The sequence below is a fragment of the Microbacterium sp. JZ101 genome, assembly GCF_053903175.1.
In genome coordinates this window covers 940850-957291 of the sequence record NZ_CP096400.1, presented here as the reverse complement: position 1 = coordinate 957291, position 16442 = coordinate 940850, and the positions used below count along the sequence as shown (strand labels likewise).

Below are 16442 nucleotides of genomic sequence, written 5' to 3'. Positions count from 1 at the left end.
CGATGCCGAATTTCACTGGGAAACTCGACCTATCGCCGACACGACTGGGCGACGCCGTGTACGACAGGATCGCGGCGGCCATCGTCGACGGCTCCTTCGCGCCCGGAGAGCGCATCCGCGACCTCGACATCGCCGAGAGCCTGGGGGTCTCGCGCATGCCGGTCCGCGAGGCTCTGCAGCGCCTCGAGCGGGAGGGGCTCATCGAGATGTCGGCGAGCCGCTTCACGCGCGTGACCGAGATCACGCCCGAGATGGTGACCGCGAGCATCGAGTTCGCGCGCTACCAGACCGGCGTGGCCGCGCGGATGGCCGTGGAGCGGATGGACGACGGCGCGCGCAGGCGCAGCCTTGAGCTGCTCGAGGACCTGCGGACGGCACTCGCCGCCGGCGATCGCGACCGTGCGCGCGAGAGCTACTTCGCGTGCTTCCTGTTCCTCGTCGACCAGACGGAGAACCCGGTCTTCCGCTCCGTCACGATGGACGCGCGGTTCGCGCTCGAGCGCAACATCCGCAGCGGCAGCTTCGCGATCGCCGTGGACGACGCGGTGTCGGCGCTCTTCGACGAGCTGCGCGACGCGATCGAGAGCGCGGACGCGCTGCGCGCCGAGCAGAGCATCCTCGAGCTGTTCGACGCGACGACCTCGCGCGACTGACCCCACGACACCCTGTTGCACGAAGCGCCGGTGGCGCTACCGTGTGTCCAAGGGGGTCTGCCATGCAGCGATACAGGGGGCAGGTGCGTGTCGTCGAGCACGCCGGGGAGATGAAGCGCACGTCGGAGCACGTGCGCGACGCGATCAGGACAGGAGCGCTGCCGCCGGGAGCGCGGATCCGCGACGCGGTGATCGCCGACGAGCTCGGGATCCCTCGCGCGATCGTGCGCGTCGCGCTGCGCGAGCTGGAGCGCGTGGGGCTCGTCCGCGAGACCCGCAGCCGCTTCTACCGCGTCGCCGAGCACGCACCCGACCGCTTCCACATCGCGATGGAGTGCCTGGGGATCGAGGTCGGCATCGGCCTCCATCTCGCGCTCGCGCGGGTCGACAGCGCCGCGCGGGTGCGCCTGGCGCAGCTGTTCCGCGCGCTCGCCGCGCTGTGCGACGAGGGCCAGCACACGCCGGAGGTGCTCTACGGGGCCGCGCGGGTGGCCTTCGATGCGACCATCGAGGCCGCAGGCAACCCGTTCCTGCGCGTGTCCTTCGACCGCGCATGGGGTGAGCTCATGCGCAGCACGCGGGGCGGCCATCCGCTGCTGAACCCTCCGGAGTTCATCGCGGCACGCGCGCGCGAGGTCGCCACGGCCATCCAGGCGTCCGACGCCCGCACCGCAGAGCGGTGCCTCGGTCGGATCTTCCGGGCCGACATGAGCTCCTCCGTCAGCTGACGACGGGGGCGCGGAACACGTCCGCCCCCAGATCGGGATGGTCGACGAACACGCCGTCCACTCCGCTCGCGCGCACGAGCTCCCACTCGGCCGCGTAGTCGCCGAACGCCGCGCGCCCGCCCGCGCCGCGGAACTCGGGAACGAGGAAGGCGTTCTCGGGGCGGCAGGTCCAGGTGAACACCTGCAGCCCGCGGTCGTGCGCGTCGGCGACGAGCCCGCCCGGCCCGGCCGCACGCCCCGCCCCGTCGGGGCGGAGGATCATGCGCTTGTCGACGCTGATGCCGTCGACCACGCCGACGAGCTCGTCGAGACCGGCCGGCGTCGCCGTCTGCGCGTAGCTGCGCGCCGCGGCGCCATCGCGCACGAGGAGGTCGAAGGCCGTCCCCCGGGCTTCGAGCAGGTGGATGTAGGTCCCGGGCACGCCGCGCGCACGCAGCCGACGCAGCACCGTCTCCTCGAACGCCTCGACGATGAGAGGGAGCGACCCGTCCAGCCAGCCCGCGGTGGCGAGGTCGCGCTCGATGAGGGGCACGAGATCGAGGCCGAGGCGCTCGAAGTACGTCGCATGCTTGATCTCGAGCACGACGCCGACCTCGCGCCCGTGCTCGGCGGACGCCGCGCGGACGAGCTCGAGCAGCTCGTCCAGCCGCAGGATGGGCTCGGCCCCGTCGAACGTCGCGCTCGCGGGCCGCAGATCGGGGATCCGCTCGCGCGTGCGCAGGGTCGCGAGCTCGTCCCACGTGAAGTCCTCCGTGAACCAGCCGTCGAGCCGCTCGCCGTCGACGGTCTTCGCCGTCCGACGATCGGCGAACTCGGGATGGTCGGCGACATCGGTCGTGCCGGAGATCTCGTTCTCGTGCCGGACCACGAGCACGCCGTCGCGCGTGGCGACGACATCGGGCTCGACGGCGTCGACGCCCATCGCGAAGGCGAGGGCGTAGGACGAGCGCGAGTGCTCGGGCCGATACCCCGGTGCTCCGCGGTGGCCGATGACGAGCGGATGGCGACGGGGCATACGAGAAGGCTAGCCAGCGCGCGGGAACCGGGATTTCGCCGCGCGTGAACGCTTTCCGAATCACAGCCCTCCCATAGCATCGCGTGACTACTCTGGAGGGACAGCATCATCGTGGGGCTTCCGCGAAGCTCGACGATGAGACCGCGCCGTCAGCAGACCATAGGAGTGACCGCATCATGGCCAGCCCCGGTTTCAACAATCCCGTCTTCTCCCCCGATCCGCGCGCGGTTCAGAGCTACCCCGGTGGCCCGCAGGCCGCGCAGTACGGAACGCCCACCACCCCGCCGCCCGCCGGCGTCCAGGCCGGGCAGTTCGCCCACATGGGCGTCGACGCCGCAGCGAACGCCCAGATGGAGGGCATGCTCGCCGCGCCGCCGGCCGGCGCACGCGAGACCGGCCGCATGACGGTCGAGGACACGATCTGGAAGACCGTGGGCCTCTTCGCGGTCATGCTCGTGCTCGCGGCGGTCGGCTACTTCTGGACCTTCGCGCCGGCGATCGCGACCAACAACCTCGCCAACGCGTCGATGATGCCGTGGATCATCGGCATGATCGGCGGCGGCATCCTCGGCCTCGTGAACGCGTTCAAGAAGACGCCGAGCGTTCCGCTGATCTTCGCCTACGCGGCGTTCGAGGGGCTCTTCGTCGGCGGCATCTCCGCCTACTTCGAGCTCATCTGGCCCGGCATCATCATGCAGGCCACGCTGGCGACCGTCTCGGTCATCGGCGTGACGCTCGCCCTCTTCGCCAGCGGCAAGATCCGCGCCTCGGCCCGTGCGACCAAGATCTTCATGATCGCGATGATCGGGTACCTCGTCTTCTCGCTCCTCAACCTCGTGCTCTCGTTCACGGGGATCGTGGACGGCTGGGGTCTCCGGTCGGGATGGCTCGGTGTCGCGATCGGCGTGCTCGTCGTCATCATGGCGGCGTACTCGCTCGTGCTCGACTTCGACATGGTGCAGCAGGGCGTCCGCAACGGCGCCCCGCGCAAGTTCGGCTGGCAGGCCGCCTTCGGCATCATGGTCACGGTCGTCTGGCTGTACGTCGAGATCCTGCGCATCATCGCCATCCTCCGCGGCAGCGAGTAAGGAGCCGCAGACGATCGAAGGCCGTCCCGCTCCGCGGGGCGGCCTTCGTCGTCTCTCCCGGCGTCTCCAGAGGAAGCCGGAGCCCCGTCATCCCGGTGCCATAGCGACCGCATAGCCGCGCGCTCGAGCATCGGGCCATGAGCGAACGACGGATCCTCTCACGCAGAGCTTTTCTCATCGGCGGGGCGACGGCTGTCGCCGGCGCCGGCACGGCCGCCTGGTGGGCGGCCGACCGATTCCTCGTCCCGCATGTCGAGGTCGCGAGCGTCGCGGCGGCCGAGGAGGCGTCCGGCACCGCGGTCTCCGAGACGGCTTCGACCTCGAGTGCGAGCACCGTCTCGATCGAGACCGTCACGACGGGCACGGGCGCCGACACCCTCACCTTCTTCGTCGCGCACGTGACGCTGGGCGACCCGACCGACCTCCGCACGGCGTTCGCGCACGACCAGTTCGGCGAGAACGTGACGCAGCTCGTGTCGGAGATGGCCGAGGCGCACGGCGCCCGGTTCGCCGTCAACGGCGACTACTACGGCTTCCGCGACACGGGCATCCAGGTGCGCAACGGGGTCGCCTACCGCGATGCGGGGGCGCGCGAGGGCCTCGCCCTCTACGCCGACGGGCGCGCCGAGATCTACGACGAGACCGTGACCACGGCGCAGGCCCTCGTCGACGCAGGCGTCTGGACGACGCTCTCGTTCGGCCCGGCGCTCGTGCGCGACGGCGCCGTCGTCGAAGGCGTCGACGAGGTGGAGGTCGACACGAACTTCGGCAACCACTCGATCCAGGGCGAGCAGCCGCGCACCGCGATCGGCGTGATCGATGCGACGCACCTCCTCTTCGTCGTCGTCGACGGACGCGAGGAGGGGTACAGCCGCGGCGCGACCCTGCCCGAGCTCGCCGAGATCATGCAGGGCCTCGGCGTGCAGACCGCGTACAACCTCGACGGCGGCGGCTCGAGCGAGATGTGGTTCGATGGCGAGGTCGTCAACCGGCCTTCCAACGGCGGCGAGCGGGCGACGAGCGACATCCTCTACATCGGCGGCGCGGGGTGACCGTCGTCGCGATCCCGGCCTACGAGCCGGACCACCGTCTCGTCGACCTCGCCACGGCCCTGCACGAGCGCGATCCCTCGCTCGACATCGTCGTCGTGGACGACGGCAGCGGCGTGGCGTCGGCGCCCGTCTTCGCCTCGCTCGAGGCCGCAGGCGTCGAGGTGCTGAGCCACGGCGCGAACCGCGGCAAGGGGGCCGCGCTGCGCACGCTCTTCCGGCACGCACGCACGGCGCACCCCGACGCTCCCGTCGTCACCGCGGACGCGGACGGGCAGCATGCCCCCGACGACATCGTGCGGGTCGCGCGTGAGGTGGAGGGGAGCCCTGACGCGATCGTGCTCGGCGTGCGCGACTTCCGGGGCGACGACGTGCCGCTGCGCAGCCGTTTCGGCAACGCGGTGTCTGCGCGGATGTTCGCGGTCGCCACGGGCGTCCGGGTCGTCGACACGCAGACGGGGCTGCGGGGGCTGCCTGCCGCCGCGCTCCCGTGGGCGTCGCGCCTGCCGGGCGACCGCTTCGAGTACGAGGCGATCATGCTCCTCCGCTCGGCGCGTGCCGGCTTCCGGATCCTGCAGACGCCCATCCGGACGGTCTACCTCGACGAGAACCGCAGCTCGCATTTCCGCCCGCTGCGCGACTCGCTGCGCGTCGTGGCTCCGCTGGCCGCGTTCCTCGCGTCGTCGGTGCTCGCGGCAGCGGTCGACGCGCTCCTGCTCTGGCTGCTCCTCCTCGCGAGCGGATGGCTGCAGGGATCGATCGCGGGCGCCCGCGTCGTGAGCGCGGGCCTGAACTTCGCCGTGAACCGCATCTGGGTCTTCGGACGCCGTCGACAGCGCGCACCCCTGCGCGTCGAGCTCGCGCGCTACGCCGCCCTCGCGGCGGTCGTGCTCGTCGCGAACGTGACCCTCATGACCATCCTCGACGCGCTCGGCGTGGGCCTCGTCATCGCCAAGGTCGTCACCGAGGCCGCGCTCTGGCTGGCCGGGTTCCTGGTGCAGCGCGCGTGGGTGTTCGCGCACGCGCGCGCAGCCGACCGAGCGCCGGTGAAACCCCTGGTCCTCGCTTGATCGGGGCATAGGAGGCCCATAGACCGCGCCGCTTCACTGAAGTGAACGAAAGGTGAACGACATGCCCGATCTCACGATGCTCGCCGTCGACCTGGCCGCCATCACGCTGCTCACGGTCGCCGTCTACTTCCACCGCCACCGGCGGCGCGACCTCGTCGTCGCATTCTTCGGCGTCAACATCGGCGTCTTCGCGGTCTCGAATGTGCTCGCTTCGGCCGAGGTGGCCGTCGGCCTGGGGCTGGGTCTGTTCGGCGTCCTGTCGATCATCCGCCTCCGCTCGAGCGAGATCTCTCAGCGCGAGGTCGCCTACTACTTCGCGGCGCTCGCCATCGGGCTGCTGACGGGCCTCGCGCCGACGTTCGACGTGCTCCCGACCGTGCTCGTCGCGGTCGTCGTGCTCGCACTCGCCGTCGTCGACCATCCCGCTCTATTCGCCTCCTACCGGCACCGCACGGTCGAGCTCGACGAGGCCATCGGCGACGACGACCAGCTGCGGTGCGCCCTCGAGGAGCGGCTCGGGGGCGAGGTGCGGGCGTTCTCCGTCCAGCACATCGACTTCGTCAACGACACCACGCTCGTGGACGTGCGCTATCGCGTGCGCCCGGCCGCGGCCATCCGCATCTCCGCCGTCCGCGAGGAGGTGGCCGCGTGAGCCTCTCGGAGCGGTTCGCGGGCCGCTTCACCCCGCTGTCCCTCGACGAGCTCGTCGAGGAGGCCGAGCTGCTCACCCGCGTCGACCGCAAGTACCTCATGACGGCCGACGACGCCGTCCGGATCCTCGATCAGGTCGATCGACGCACCCGGGTCCTGGAGATCGACGGCGACCGCGCGTCGCAGTACGGCACGATGTACTTCGACACCCCCGATCTCCTGAGCTACCGCCTCGCCGCGCTCGGCCGGCGGCGCCGCTTCAAGCTGCGTGCGCGGCACTACGTCGACACCGACGCGGCCTTCCTCGAGATGAAGACGCGTGGCAGCCGCGGCACGACCGTGAAGGAGCGGATCGCGCACCCCGCCGACGCGGTCGACCGCCTCACCGAGGAGGGCCGCGGCTACGCCGCCGAGGCCGTCGCGTCGCTCGGTCTCGACGCCGGCATCGCCGACGCGCTCACGCCGACGCTGCACACGGCCTATCGGCGCACGACGCTGCTCCTGCCCGAGGGCGCCCGCGCGACGATCGACACCGAGCTCGCGTGGGCCGATGCCTGGGGCGGACGGATGCACCGCCCCGACCTCGTGATCGTCGAGACGAAGTCCGCCGCTCGCGCGTCGTCACTCGACCGGCTGCTCTGGCGCGGAGGTGTCCGTCCGGTCGGCATCAGCAAGTTCGCCACGGGCCTTGCCGCCCTGCACCCCGATCTGCCCTCCAACAAGTGGAGCCGCGTGCTCCGCACCCACTTCGCACCCGCCGCCTGACCCGACAGGAGCCCTCATGAACACCGAACCCCGCCGCTCCGCCCGCACCGCGCGTGTGGGCCTCGGCCTCGCCTTCGCCCTCGCCGTCGCGGCCGTCACCGGCTGCTCCGCCATCGCGAGCGCGGCCACCGACACCGCAGCCGGCTCCACGTCGGACTCCTCGTCCGCTTCGTCGTCCACGGCGAGCTCGGCCTCAACCGCCGAGGTCGCGAGCGTCACCGCGGTGAGCGACGCCAACGCCGACCAGACCGTCGTGAACGACGACGAGTGGTCGGCCGACGACGCCGTCGACATCGCCCTGTCGGGAACCGAAGCCACGACGGATGCCCCGGGCGTGACGGTCGCGGACGGCACGGTGACCATCTCGGAGGCCGGCGTGTACCGTCTGTCGGGCGACTACACGGGATCGATCGTCGTGGCCGCGCCCGACGACGCGCAGGTCGTGCTCATCCTCGACGGCGCGACGATCGCGGCAGCCCATGCCCCGGCCATCCAGGTGACGACTGCCGACGACGTCGCGCTCTTCCTCGCCGAGGGCTCGACCAACGCCGTCGCGTCGACGGGCGCGTATTCCGCCGATGCCGGCGCGAACGCCGCGATCTGGGCCGACACGGATCTGACGATCTCCGGCACAGGAGCGCTCACCGTCGAGGGGGAAGCGGAGGACGGCATCGCGAGCAAGGACGACCTCGTCATCCTCTCCGGTCAGATCACCGTGACCGCCGCCGACGACGGGCTGAAGGGCAACGACTCGCTGACGGTCCGCGACGGCAGGATCACCGTGGACGCCGGCGGCGACGGACTCGCCTCCGATCAGGATGCGGACGAGACCCAGGGCTACGTCGAGATCGAGGGCGGCACGCTCGACATCACCGCAGGCAGCGACGGGATCGACGGCTACACCGACATCGTCATCACGGGCGGGGACATCGCGATCTCGGCCGAGGAGGGCATCGAGGCCGGCACGATCGCGATCGGCGGCGGCGTCATCGACATCACGGCGACCGACGACGGCATCAACGGATCGGCGGGCTCGAGCTCCGACACGGCGTCGGGTGAGGAGATGCAGGGCGGCATGGGAGGAGGCGGCATGCAGGACTCCGGCGAGCTCGTGCTCATCGCGGGCGGCGAGATCACGATCGACTCCGACGGCGACGGGCTCGACTCGAACGGCTCGATGGAGATCACGGGCGGCACGACGGTCGTCTACGGCCCGACGAGCTCGGGCAACGGCGCGCTCGACACGAACGGTTCGCTCACGATCTCGGGAGGCACGGTGCTCGCGCTCGACTCGGGCGGCATGAGCGGCTCCCCCGCGACGGAATCGGCTCAGGCCTGGGTCGCGGCTTCCGCGTCGGGCGCAGCCGGGTCGACCGTCGAGATCGTCGCGGAGGACGGCACGGTGCTGTTCTCGACGACCGCCGAGAAGGACTTCGGGGCCGTGGTGTTCTCGAGCGCCGACGTCGTATCGGGTGCGTCGTATGACATCTCGGTCGACGGCGCCTCCGTCGCGACCGCGACGACCGGCCAGGCCCTCGCCGGCGGGATGGGCGGCGGAGGGATGGGCGGCCCGGGCGGCGGGCGCGGTTGAGCCGCCTCCCCGCACCAGGCCGTGCCCGCCGTCCCCGGAATCGGACCCGTGGTGCGCACGTCGCCCACTGAGGCCGACACGCGCACACCAGCCCCAGCCATCCGAATCCCGACACCGGAACGAGGCGACGCTCCCTCACCCACCGTCCTCGGAATCGGACCCATGGGGCACACGTCGCCCACTGAGGCCGACACGCGCACACCAGCCCCAGCCATCCGAATCCCGGTACGCCCGAAGGAGCGAGCCCGAACGGCACACCCGAACAGGGAGCCCGGACATGCGGGAGCCGGGACGCGCGAGGCGTCCCGGCTCCCGTCGGTCTCAGAGCTGGTCGGCGAGCTCGGCCGGCACCCGGGTCGGGGCGGCCGCGAAGCGCTTGCCGTTCGGCTTCACGAGCGCGACGCGCTTCGGGGCCGTCCGGCCGTGCGTGGCGTAGATCGTGAGACCCACGAACGACAGGCCGCCCACGAGGTTGCCGACGACGGTGGGGATCTCGTTCCACACGAGGTAGTCCACGAGCGTGAAGTCGGCGCCGAGGAGCAGACCCGACGGGAACAGGAACATGTTCACGATCGAGTGCTCGAAGCCCATGTAGAAGAAGAGCATGATGGGCAGCCACATCGCGATGACCTTGCTCGCGACGCTGTCCGACATCATCGCCGCGACGACGCCGGTCGACACCATCCAGTTGCAGAGGACGCCGCGCACGAAGAGCGTCAGCATGCCCGAGGCGCCGTACTCCGCATAGCCGACCGTGCGGCCGTGGCCGATCTCGCCGATGGCCTGGCCGATCGCGTTCGGCTCGGCTGCGAAGCCGTAGGTGAACACGATCGCCATGAGCACCGCGACCGTGAACGCGCCGAGGAAGTTGCCGAGGAACACGAGCCCCCAGTTGCGCAGCACGCCGCCGCCCGAGACGCCAGGCCGCTTGTCGAGCCAGGCCAGGGGCGCGAGCGTAAAGACGCCGGTGAGGAGGTCGAACCCGAGCAGATACAGCAGCACGAATCCCGCCGGGAAGAGCAGGGCACCCAGAAGCGGCTGACCCGTGTTCGTCGACACGGTCACGGCGAACGCGGCGCCCAGGGCGAGGATGGCCCCGCCCATGAACGCGCGGATGATCGTGTCACGGGTGGACATGAGGATCTTCGACTCGCCGGCATCGATCATGCGCGTGACGAGGTCGGCGGGCTTCACGTAGGACATGGCGACTCCGTGGATCTCGAGGGGTGCCTCCAGGATGGCGGCACGACGTTTCGCGGGACGCGTCGCGGTGTTACGGGCGATGTCCGTTCCGGTCACGACCGACGACACCGGTCTGTGACTCCGCGCGGATGCGTACGCTGGCGGAGGACCGACGACGAGGAGAGTGCGGATGGACGGCGACGACCTGCAGCGCCACGCGGCCGAGCGCGCGGAGGAGCTTCCGGGCATGACGCTCGAGTACCCCTTCGGACCCGAATGGGAGGTCTTCAAGGTGCGCGGCAAGGTCTTCATGCTGCAGACCGTGCGCGGCGGAGAGGCGATGGTGAACCTCAAGGCGCGCCCCGAGGACGGGGAGGCGCTGCGCGCGACGTTCGCCGAGATCGCCCCCGGATATCACATGAACAAGCGGCACTGGATCACGGTCACGCCCGGCCCGGGGCTCACACCCGAGCTCGTCGACGAGCTCGTGACCGAATCCTATCTCCTCGTCGTGCAGGGGCTCCCGCGGCGCACTCGGCCCGTCGACCCGGAGACGTTCGGGCGCGCCTGAGCGCCGGGCGCAACCTGGCGGCACGGCCATCCGCTCTCCATCGGCGCGGCCATCCGCTCTCTCGCGGCGCGGCCATCCGCTCGGGGCAGATCCGCCCTGAGCCGATTCCCGCCCGGCGAGCGGATGGCGCGCGCACGCTGGGTGCATGGCAGACGAACCGAAGATCCCGCAGTTCACGGCGGAGGCCCGCCGTGAGCTCTACCACCGCCGCGTGCTCGTGCTCGACGGCGTGCTCGACGACGACAACGGCATGCTCCTCACGACGCAGATGCTCGCGCTCGCCGCCGAGGATCCGCAGAGCGAGATCGCGCTGTGGATCCACTCCCCTGGCGGCTCCGTGCCGTCGATGCTCGCGATCCGCGACGTGATGCGGCTCGTGCCGTGCGACGTCTCGACGCTCGCGATCGGCCTGGCCTGCAGCGCGGGGCAGTTCCTGCTCTCGGCGGGGACGCCCGGCAAGCGCCGCGCCCTCCCCCACGCCCGGATCCTGCTGCATCAGGGCTCCTCGGGCATCGGAGGCACGGCCGTCGACGTCGAGCTGCAGGCCGACGACCTCCGCCGGCTGCGCGACACGGTGCTCGGCCTCATCAGCGAGGACACCGGCCAGCCGCTCGCGCGCGTCTTCGAGGACTCCCTGCACGACAACTGGTTCACGGCAGAGGAGGCCAGGGAGTACGGGTTCATCGACGCGATCGTGAGCGGATTCCACGAGGTCATGCCCGAGCGGCGCGCCCGCATCGGGCTCGGAGCGGAGGCGGCATGAGCACCTACACGATCCCCAACGTCATCACCCGCGACGGCCGCGGCGAGCGCATCATGGACGTGTACTCGCACCTCCTCGCCGAGCGGGTCGTGTACCTCGGCACGCCCATCGACGCGGGCGTCGCGAACGCGCTCATCGCGCAGCTCCTGCATCTCGAGTCGTTCGCGCCCGACCGCGACGTGCAGCTCTACATCAACTGCGAGGGCGGCGACCCCGCGGCCATGCTCGGCGTCTACGACACGCTGCAGTACATCCGACCCGACGTCGCGACGACGTGCGTCGGCCAGGCCATCGGCGTCGGCGCCGTGCTGCTCGCGGCAGGGGCGCCCGGAAAGCGAGCCGTGCTCCCGCACGCGCGCGTCGTGCTCAACCAGCCGGCGGCGCAGGGGCGCGGGGCCATCCCCGACCTCATCCTGCACGCCGACGAGCTCGTGCGCGTGCGCGGCGACATCGAGGGAATCCTGTCGCGCCACACCGGGCACGACGTCGAGACCCTGCGCCGCGACACGGACCGCGACCGCGTCTTCACCGCGCGCGCCGCCGTCGAGTACGGGCTCGCCGACGTCGTCCTGGAACGGCACTGAGAGACGGACGGCAGGATGGCCGGGGCGCGGCGATCGCGCCCCGGTCGGCCGTCAGGCGGCGAGGGCGAGCACCGCGCCCGGCGCCTGCAGCGTCGCGGGGGCCAGCGCCGTCGCGCGCAGGTCATCCGCCACGCCGGCGGTCAGGTCGAGGAGCGTGCCGCCGAGAGCGCCGAGGATGGCCGCGACGATCTCGCTCGAGGGCTCCTTGCGCCCGCGCTCGACCTCGGAGAGGTACTGCACCGACACGCCCGCGCGTCGCGCGACCTCGGCGAGCGTCTCCCCGCGCTCGTGGCGCATGCGCCGCAGCCGGTCGCCGACGAGATGTCGCCACAGCGGATCCGGCTCGACGGGGCGCGACGGGAGCGGAAGCAGTTCGGCCATGCCCTCACGGTAGGCATCGCGGCTCGCGCGCGCACCCCTTTCCGCCCAGAGCAGAACGGCTACGCGCGCCGGCGCTCGAGGAAGCCCGAGAGCGCGATCACGAGCAGACCCGCCACCGGCACGATGACGAGGCTCACCCTCAGCTCGGTCGCGTCGGAGATCGTGCCGATGACGAGCGGTGAGATGAGGAACCCGAGGCGCATGAGCCACGTCACGACGGTGAGCCCGGTGCCGGGGCGCAGGCCCGGCAGCTCGTCGGCCGCATGCATGGCGGCCGGCACGAGCGTCGCGACGCCGAATCCCGCCGCGGCGAAGCCGACGAGGGTGAGCGGGACCGAGGGCCATGCGAGAGCCGACCCCATGCCGACCGCGACGAGCGCGCCGCCCGCGACCGCGACCATCCGCTGCCCGAAGCGGTCGACGAGGCGGTCGCCGACGAGGCGGCCGATGAACTGGAACCCGATGAGCGCGATGAAGCCCATCGCCGCGAGCGCCGCAGGCGCGCCGAGCGATTCGCGCATGTAGAGGGTCGCCCAGGAGCTGCCGACCTCCTCGACGATCGTCCCGGCGATCGCGATGACCGCCAGCCCGGCCATGACGAGCGCGATGCGCGGCGTCCGGCGCGCGGTCGGTGCCGCTGCGGCGGTGGTCGGCGTCTCGGCGTCGCCCGACTCCTCCTCGGGTCCGGGCAGGCAGAAGCGCAGCGCGACGATCGCCGTCGCAGCGAAGAGCGCCCCGGTGATCGCCAGGTGCACGCCGAGCGGGAGGCCGATCGCGATCGCTCCGGCCGACATGAAGCCGCCGACGACCGCGCCGAGCGACCAGATGGCGTGGAAGCCGTTGATGATCGACCGCCCGTACCGCTTCTGCACGCGCAGGCCATGGGCGTTCTGCCCCACGTCGGTGACCGAATCGAGGACGCCCGCGAGGAAGAGGCCGAGGGCGAAGAGGATCGGCACCGGCGCGAGGCCGACCCCGAGCATCGTGGCGGCGAGGAGAACGGAGCCGATGACCGCGACGCGGCCGGATCCGAGACGGCGGATGATCGCGGCAGCGGCGAGCCCCGACAGGAGCGCGCCGACCGGCATCGCCGCGATCGAGGCGCCGTAGAGCGTATCGCTGAGGCCCAGCGCGTCCTTGATCTCGGGGAAGCGCGGGATGACGTTGGCGTAGATCGCGCCGTTCGTGAAGAAGAGCGCGGACACCGCGCCGCGGGCCCTGCGCGCCTCGCGCGAGGGCGGGGAGGACATGCTCACCGGGTCTCCTGATTCAGCCGCGATCTGCGGATGTGTGTACAAGCGTACACGGGTCGGCGGGGGCCGGGTTGGAGGCCGGGTGCGGGGTTGGGGGGCGGCGGGACCGTCCAGGTCGCAGTTCGCGTCCTCAACTGCCCGAATACGGACGGCAACCACGACCCGAACACCGGCCGCCGCCGCCCAGGTCGCAACTCGCGTCCCCAACGGCCCGAATACGGACGGCAACTGCGACCCGAACATCGGCGGCGCCGCCCAGGCCGCAGCCGTTCGTCCACGTCGCAGTTCGCGTCCCCAACGGCCCGAATACAGACGGCAACTGCGACCCGGACATCGGCGGCCGCCGCCCAGGTCGCACTTCGCGTCCCCAACGGCCCCAATACAGACGGAAACCGCGACCCGGACATCGACGGCGCCACCCGGGCGACCCGGACAGCCGCCACCGCCGGTTCAGGCGAGCGGTCCGCCCTCGGCGACGACGCGGTCGATGAGGGCGCGCACGATGCGCGGGTCCTGACGGAGCCCGTCGTGCTCGTACTCGTTCGTCACCCAGAGGTGCGTGTGCGGCACGAAGCGCGCGGTCTCCTCGGCCTGCGGGAAGTCGACGTACATGTCGTCGTAGTACATCGCGGCGGCGACGGGCACCTCGTTGCGCGCGAGCCGCGTCCGGTCGTACAGGCGCGGATGGTCGACGCGATCCGCGAGCGCATGCGCGGCATCGCGGAAGGGCCGCAGCGACGCGATCTCGTCGAACATCCACGGGAAGAACATCTCCCCCGTGAACGGCATCGGCCCGTCGGTCGCGGGCAGTCCGCCCCGCTCGTCGCGCACCCGCTGAGCGGCCCACGCGGTCGCGCCGTCGCCATCCGCGTAGATCTCCTCCTGCAGGAGCGCGTACAGCGGTCCGCGCCAGTACTGCGTGGCGGCGTCGACTTCGGCGAGGAAGTGATCGCTCAGCACGCCCGGGCGCGAGAAGGCCTCGTCGAGGAGCCAGTGCATCCGCTCGAAACCCGGCTTCATGCCGAACTCGATGCCGAGCGTCTGCAGGCGGCGCGCGGAGAGCCGGTCGCCGCTGGGCAGGCGCACGTCGGAGCCCTCGAGGATGTCGACGATGCGCGCGAGCGTGTCGGCGTCCTCCGGGTAGCGACGGTAGAACTCGGCGGTCTTCGCCTCGACGCGCGGGATCGTGCGGCGGTAGACCTCGACGGGATCGGGATCGACCGAGGTGAGCCCGCCCGTGACGTACGAGGCGGCGAGGGCTTCGGGATGGAAGGACAGATACGTGAGCGTGAGGAAGCCTCCGTAGCTCTGCCCGAGCGTCTGCCAGCGCACACCGCCGAACACCGTGCGGCGGAGGTGCTCGAGGTCGGCGACGATCTGCTCAGCACGGAAGAGGCGGATGTAGGCGGCCGCGTCGTCCGCGCTCATGCCGGCGATCGAGGCGCGTTCGACACGCGTGGAGCGCCCCGTGCCGCGCTGGTCGAGGAGCAGCAGCCGGTGCGTCTTCAGCACCTCGTCGATCCAGTCTCCGCCGCCGGGCATCGGGCGCGGCCCGGTGCCGCCCGGACCGCCCTGGAGAAAGACGAGCAACGGCGCGTCGACGCGGTCGACGTGGGCGACCTCGCGGGCGAACACCTCGATGGTGCGGCCGTCGTCGGGTGCGGTCCAGTCGAGGGGCACGGTGACAGTGTGATCGCGGATGAGCCGGTCGCGCATGCGGTAGGACGTCATCGTCCCATTCTCGCGGGCGCGAGTCGCGCGAGGCAGGATGGCGGAATGCGGCAGGGAGCGGTCGGTCATGTTCGCGTCGTCATGCGAGGCGGACGCGCACTCGTCGAGAAGCGGATGGCGGATCCGGCCCGCCACGACACCGAACTGCTCGCCCTGCGCGCGCTCGCGCAGACATCGATCCCCGCACCGTCGGTGGTCGACGCCTCCCTCGGTCGGATTCTCATGACGCTCATGCCGGGAGAGAGACTCGACGAGGTCGATGCGGACACGCGCCGCGAGGGCATGCGCGCGTCGGCGGTGCTGCTCCGCCGTCTCCACGAGACACCGGTGCCGCAGGGCCTGCCGGCGGCTCCGGACGATGCGCGCATCCTCCGGAGCTACCGCGACGCGGGCGGGCCCCCGCTTCCGCTCTCCATCCCGGAAGCATCGGGTCCTGCCGCCTTCTGCCACGGGGACTGGACCGACGGCAATCTGCTCGTCGTCGGCGGGCGCGTCTCCGGTGTGGTCGACTGGGAAGCCGCTCACGTCGGCGATCCGGTGCGGGAGCTGGCGCGCGCCGCGTGGGCGGCGAGCCGCAAGGACGCACGATGTCTCGACGACATGACCGCCGCATACGGCGCGGATCGGGACCTGGTGCGCGCCTGGGCAGCTGTCCACGCGGCGGAGCTGTGGCTCTGGTTCGCCGAGGCGGGGCCGCCCGAGCACCTCGCCGGGCTGACCGCTGAGCTGCGCTCGTGGCCGCTGTGATCGCTCAGAGCGGCAGGAGCCGGTCGACGAGCTCGTCGATGACGTCGTCGATCGAGATGTCGGCGTCGATGCTCACCGTGAGGCGGTCGAGGATGAGCCCGTCGACCGCGTAGTGGAAGAGGGCGATCTCGGTGCGAGCTCCTGGAAGACCCGCCCCCTCATTGAAGGCGACGTCGCCCGCGAACCCGGCCCGCATCCATCCGCCCAGCGACTCCGCGACGGATGGCCGACGCGCGGCCTCGAGTCGGAGCTCGAGGAGCGCGAGAGTGACATCGCGGTCAGCGAGAAGGCGCCGTACGATGTCGCGCAGGTAGTCGGCGAACAGCTCCCGCGACGGCGCGCGGGAGGCGAGCCTCGCGTGCACGGCGGGATCCGGCGTCAGCCGCTCGCCGATGCGCGCGACGAGCCCGTCGACGAGCGCGTCGCGCGACGCGAAGTAGTTCGACGCCGTGCCCCGCGGGGCGCCCGCTTCCGCGTCGACAGCGCGGTGGGTCAGGCCCCGCGCGCCCTCACGCGCGAGCACCCGCAGTCCGGCGTCGGCGAGCGCAGCCCGCCGCTCCTCGTTCCTCGCCACGCTCCCACCCTAGCGAAACCACGACATCCGTTGTACATTGATCCCG

The 16442-nt window shown here is 71.5% G+C and carries 18 protein-coding genes; 12 read left to right on the top strand and 6 right to left on the bottom strand.

Annotation, left to right across the window (positions count from 1 at the left end):
- Positions 1 to 56: 56 nt before the first annotated feature.
- Both M1D56_RS04385 and M1D56_RS04380 read left to right on the top strand, forming a co-directional pair.
- Positions 57 to 653: a GntR family transcriptional regulator gene (locus M1D56_RS04385; RefSeq protein WP_456284808.1), complete on the top strand. Its 597-nt coding sequence runs from the start codon at positions 57 to 59 to the stop codon at positions 651 to 653.
- A 62-nt stretch (positions 654 to 715) separates the two neighbouring features.
- A complete protein-coding gene (locus M1D56_RS04380; RefSeq protein WP_456284807.1) occupies positions 716 to 1381 on the top strand; it encodes a GntR family transcriptional regulator in 666 nt (221 codons plus the stop codon).
- Here M1D56_RS04380 and M1D56_RS04375 read toward each other — a convergent pair.
- Positions 1374 to 2396, bottom strand: a complete 1023-nt coding sequence (locus M1D56_RS04375) for a glycerophosphodiester phosphodiesterase family protein (RefSeq protein WP_456284806.1) — start codon at positions 2394 to 2396, stop codon at positions 1374 to 1376. The two genes, M1D56_RS04380 and M1D56_RS04375, sit on opposite strands and share 8 nt — an antisense overlap.
- Positions 2397 to 2572: 176 nt before the next feature.
- Here M1D56_RS04375 and M1D56_RS04370 point away from each other — a divergent pair, with 176 nt between their 5' ends.
- The 6 genes from M1D56_RS04370 (at position 2573) to M1D56_RS04345 (ending at position 8610) form a co-directional block, all read left to right on the top strand.
- Positions 2573 to 3484 (top strand): Bax inhibitor-1/YccA family protein, encoded by a 912-nt coding sequence (locus M1D56_RS04370; protein ID WP_456284805.1) that lies wholly within the window; start codon positions 2573 to 2575, stop codon positions 3482 to 3484.
- Positions 3485 to 3621: 137 nt separating this feature from the next.
- Positions 3622 to 4536, top strand: a complete 915-nt coding sequence (locus tag M1D56_RS04365; protein ID WP_456284804.1) for a phosphodiester glycosidase family protein — start codon at positions 3622 to 3624, stop codon at positions 4534 to 4536.
- Entirely contained in the window at positions 4533 to 5603 is a 1071-nt protein-coding gene (locus M1D56_RS04360; RefSeq protein WP_455968261.1) for a glycosyltransferase, read from the top strand. Before M1D56_RS04365 ends, M1D56_RS04360 begins: the two co-directional genes overlap by 4 nt.
- A gap of 61 nt (positions 5604 to 5664) precedes the next feature.
- Positions 5665 to 6255, top strand: a complete 591-nt coding sequence (locus M1D56_RS04355; protein WP_271172314.1) for a DUF4956 domain-containing protein — start codon at positions 5665 to 5667, stop codon at positions 6253 to 6255.
- Positions 6252 to 7019, top strand: a complete 768-nt coding sequence (locus M1D56_RS04350; RefSeq protein ID WP_271172315.1) for a polyphosphate polymerase domain-containing protein — start codon at positions 6252 to 6254, stop codon at positions 7017 to 7019. The genes M1D56_RS04355 and M1D56_RS04350 overlap by 4 nt, the downstream gene beginning before the upstream one ends.
- A gap of 16 nt (positions 7020 to 7035) precedes the next feature.
- Entirely contained in the window at positions 7036 to 8610 is a 1575-nt protein-coding gene (locus M1D56_RS04345; protein ID WP_456284803.1) for a carbohydrate-binding domain-containing protein, read from the top strand.
- A gap of 321 nt (positions 8611 to 8931) precedes the next feature.
- On the opposite strand, the gene M1D56_RS04340 is transcribed toward M1D56_RS04345, so the two are convergent.
- Positions 8932 to 9813 (bottom strand): formate/nitrite transporter family protein, encoded by an 882-nt coding sequence (locus M1D56_RS04340; protein ID WP_282978187.1) that lies wholly within the window; start codon positions 9811 to 9813, stop codon positions 8932 to 8934.
- Between the two features lie 169 nt (positions 9814 to 9982).
- Here M1D56_RS04340 and M1D56_RS04335 point away from each other — a divergent pair, with 169 nt between their 5' ends.
- The 3 genes from M1D56_RS04335 (at position 9983) to M1D56_RS04325 (ending at position 11710) form a co-directional block, all read left to right on the top strand.
- Complete coding sequence (locus M1D56_RS04335) at positions 9983 to 10363, top strand: MmcQ/YjbR family DNA-binding protein (RefSeq protein ID WP_271172318.1); 381 nt, start codon at positions 9983 to 9985, stop codon at positions 10361 to 10363.
- Positions 10364 to 10508: 145 nt separating this feature from the next.
- Positions 10509 to 11126 (top strand): ClpP family protease, encoded by a 618-nt coding sequence (locus M1D56_RS04330; protein ID WP_456284801.1) that lies wholly within the window; start codon positions 10509 to 10511, stop codon positions 11124 to 11126.
- The gene (locus M1D56_RS04325; RefSeq protein ID WP_456284800.1) at positions 11123 to 11710 is read left to right on the top strand and encodes a ClpP family protease; all 588 of its coding nucleotides are present in this window, start codon (positions 11123 to 11125) and stop codon (positions 11708 to 11710) included. The genes M1D56_RS04330 and M1D56_RS04325 overlap by 4 nt, the downstream gene beginning before the upstream one ends.
- Before the next feature lie 51 nt (positions 11711 to 11761).
- Here M1D56_RS04325 and M1D56_RS04320 read toward each other — a convergent pair whose 3' ends face one another.
- The 3 genes from M1D56_RS04320 to M1D56_RS04310 form a co-directional block, all read right to left on the bottom strand.
- Positions 11762 to 12091 (bottom strand): helix-turn-helix domain-containing protein, encoded by a 330-nt coding sequence (locus M1D56_RS04320; protein WP_271172321.1) that lies wholly within the window; start codon positions 12089 to 12091, stop codon positions 11762 to 11764.
- 59 nt (positions 12092 to 12150) lie between these two features.
- Positions 12151 to 13341 carry an MFS transporter gene (locus M1D56_RS04315; protein ID WP_421075651.1) on the bottom strand — a complete coding sequence of 397 codons (1191 nt, stop codon included), beginning with the start codon at positions 13339 to 13341 and terminating at the stop codon, positions 12151 to 12153.
- A 453-nt stretch (positions 13342 to 13794) separates the two neighbouring features.
- The gene (locus tag M1D56_RS04310; protein ID WP_456284799.1) at positions 13795 to 15075 is read right to left on the bottom strand and encodes an alpha/beta fold hydrolase; all 1281 of its coding nucleotides are present in this window, start codon (positions 15073 to 15075) and stop codon (positions 13795 to 13797) included.
- Between the two features lie 45 nt (positions 15076 to 15120).
- Between M1D56_RS04310 and M1D56_RS04305 the strand changes: the two genes are divergently transcribed.
- Positions 15121 to 15822: a phosphotransferase gene (locus M1D56_RS04305; RefSeq protein ID WP_456284798.1), complete on the top strand. Its 702-nt coding sequence runs from the start codon at positions 15121 to 15123 to the stop codon at positions 15820 to 15822.
- A gap of 4 nt (positions 15823 to 15826) precedes the next feature.
- Here the strand turns inward: M1D56_RS04305 and M1D56_RS04300 are convergent, their stop codons facing one another.
- A complete protein-coding gene (locus M1D56_RS04300) occupies positions 15827 to 16396 on the bottom strand; it encodes a TetR/AcrR family transcriptional regulator (protein ID WP_456284797.1) in 570 nt (189 codons plus the stop codon).
- Between the last annotated feature and the right edge of the window lie 46 nt (positions 16397 to 16442).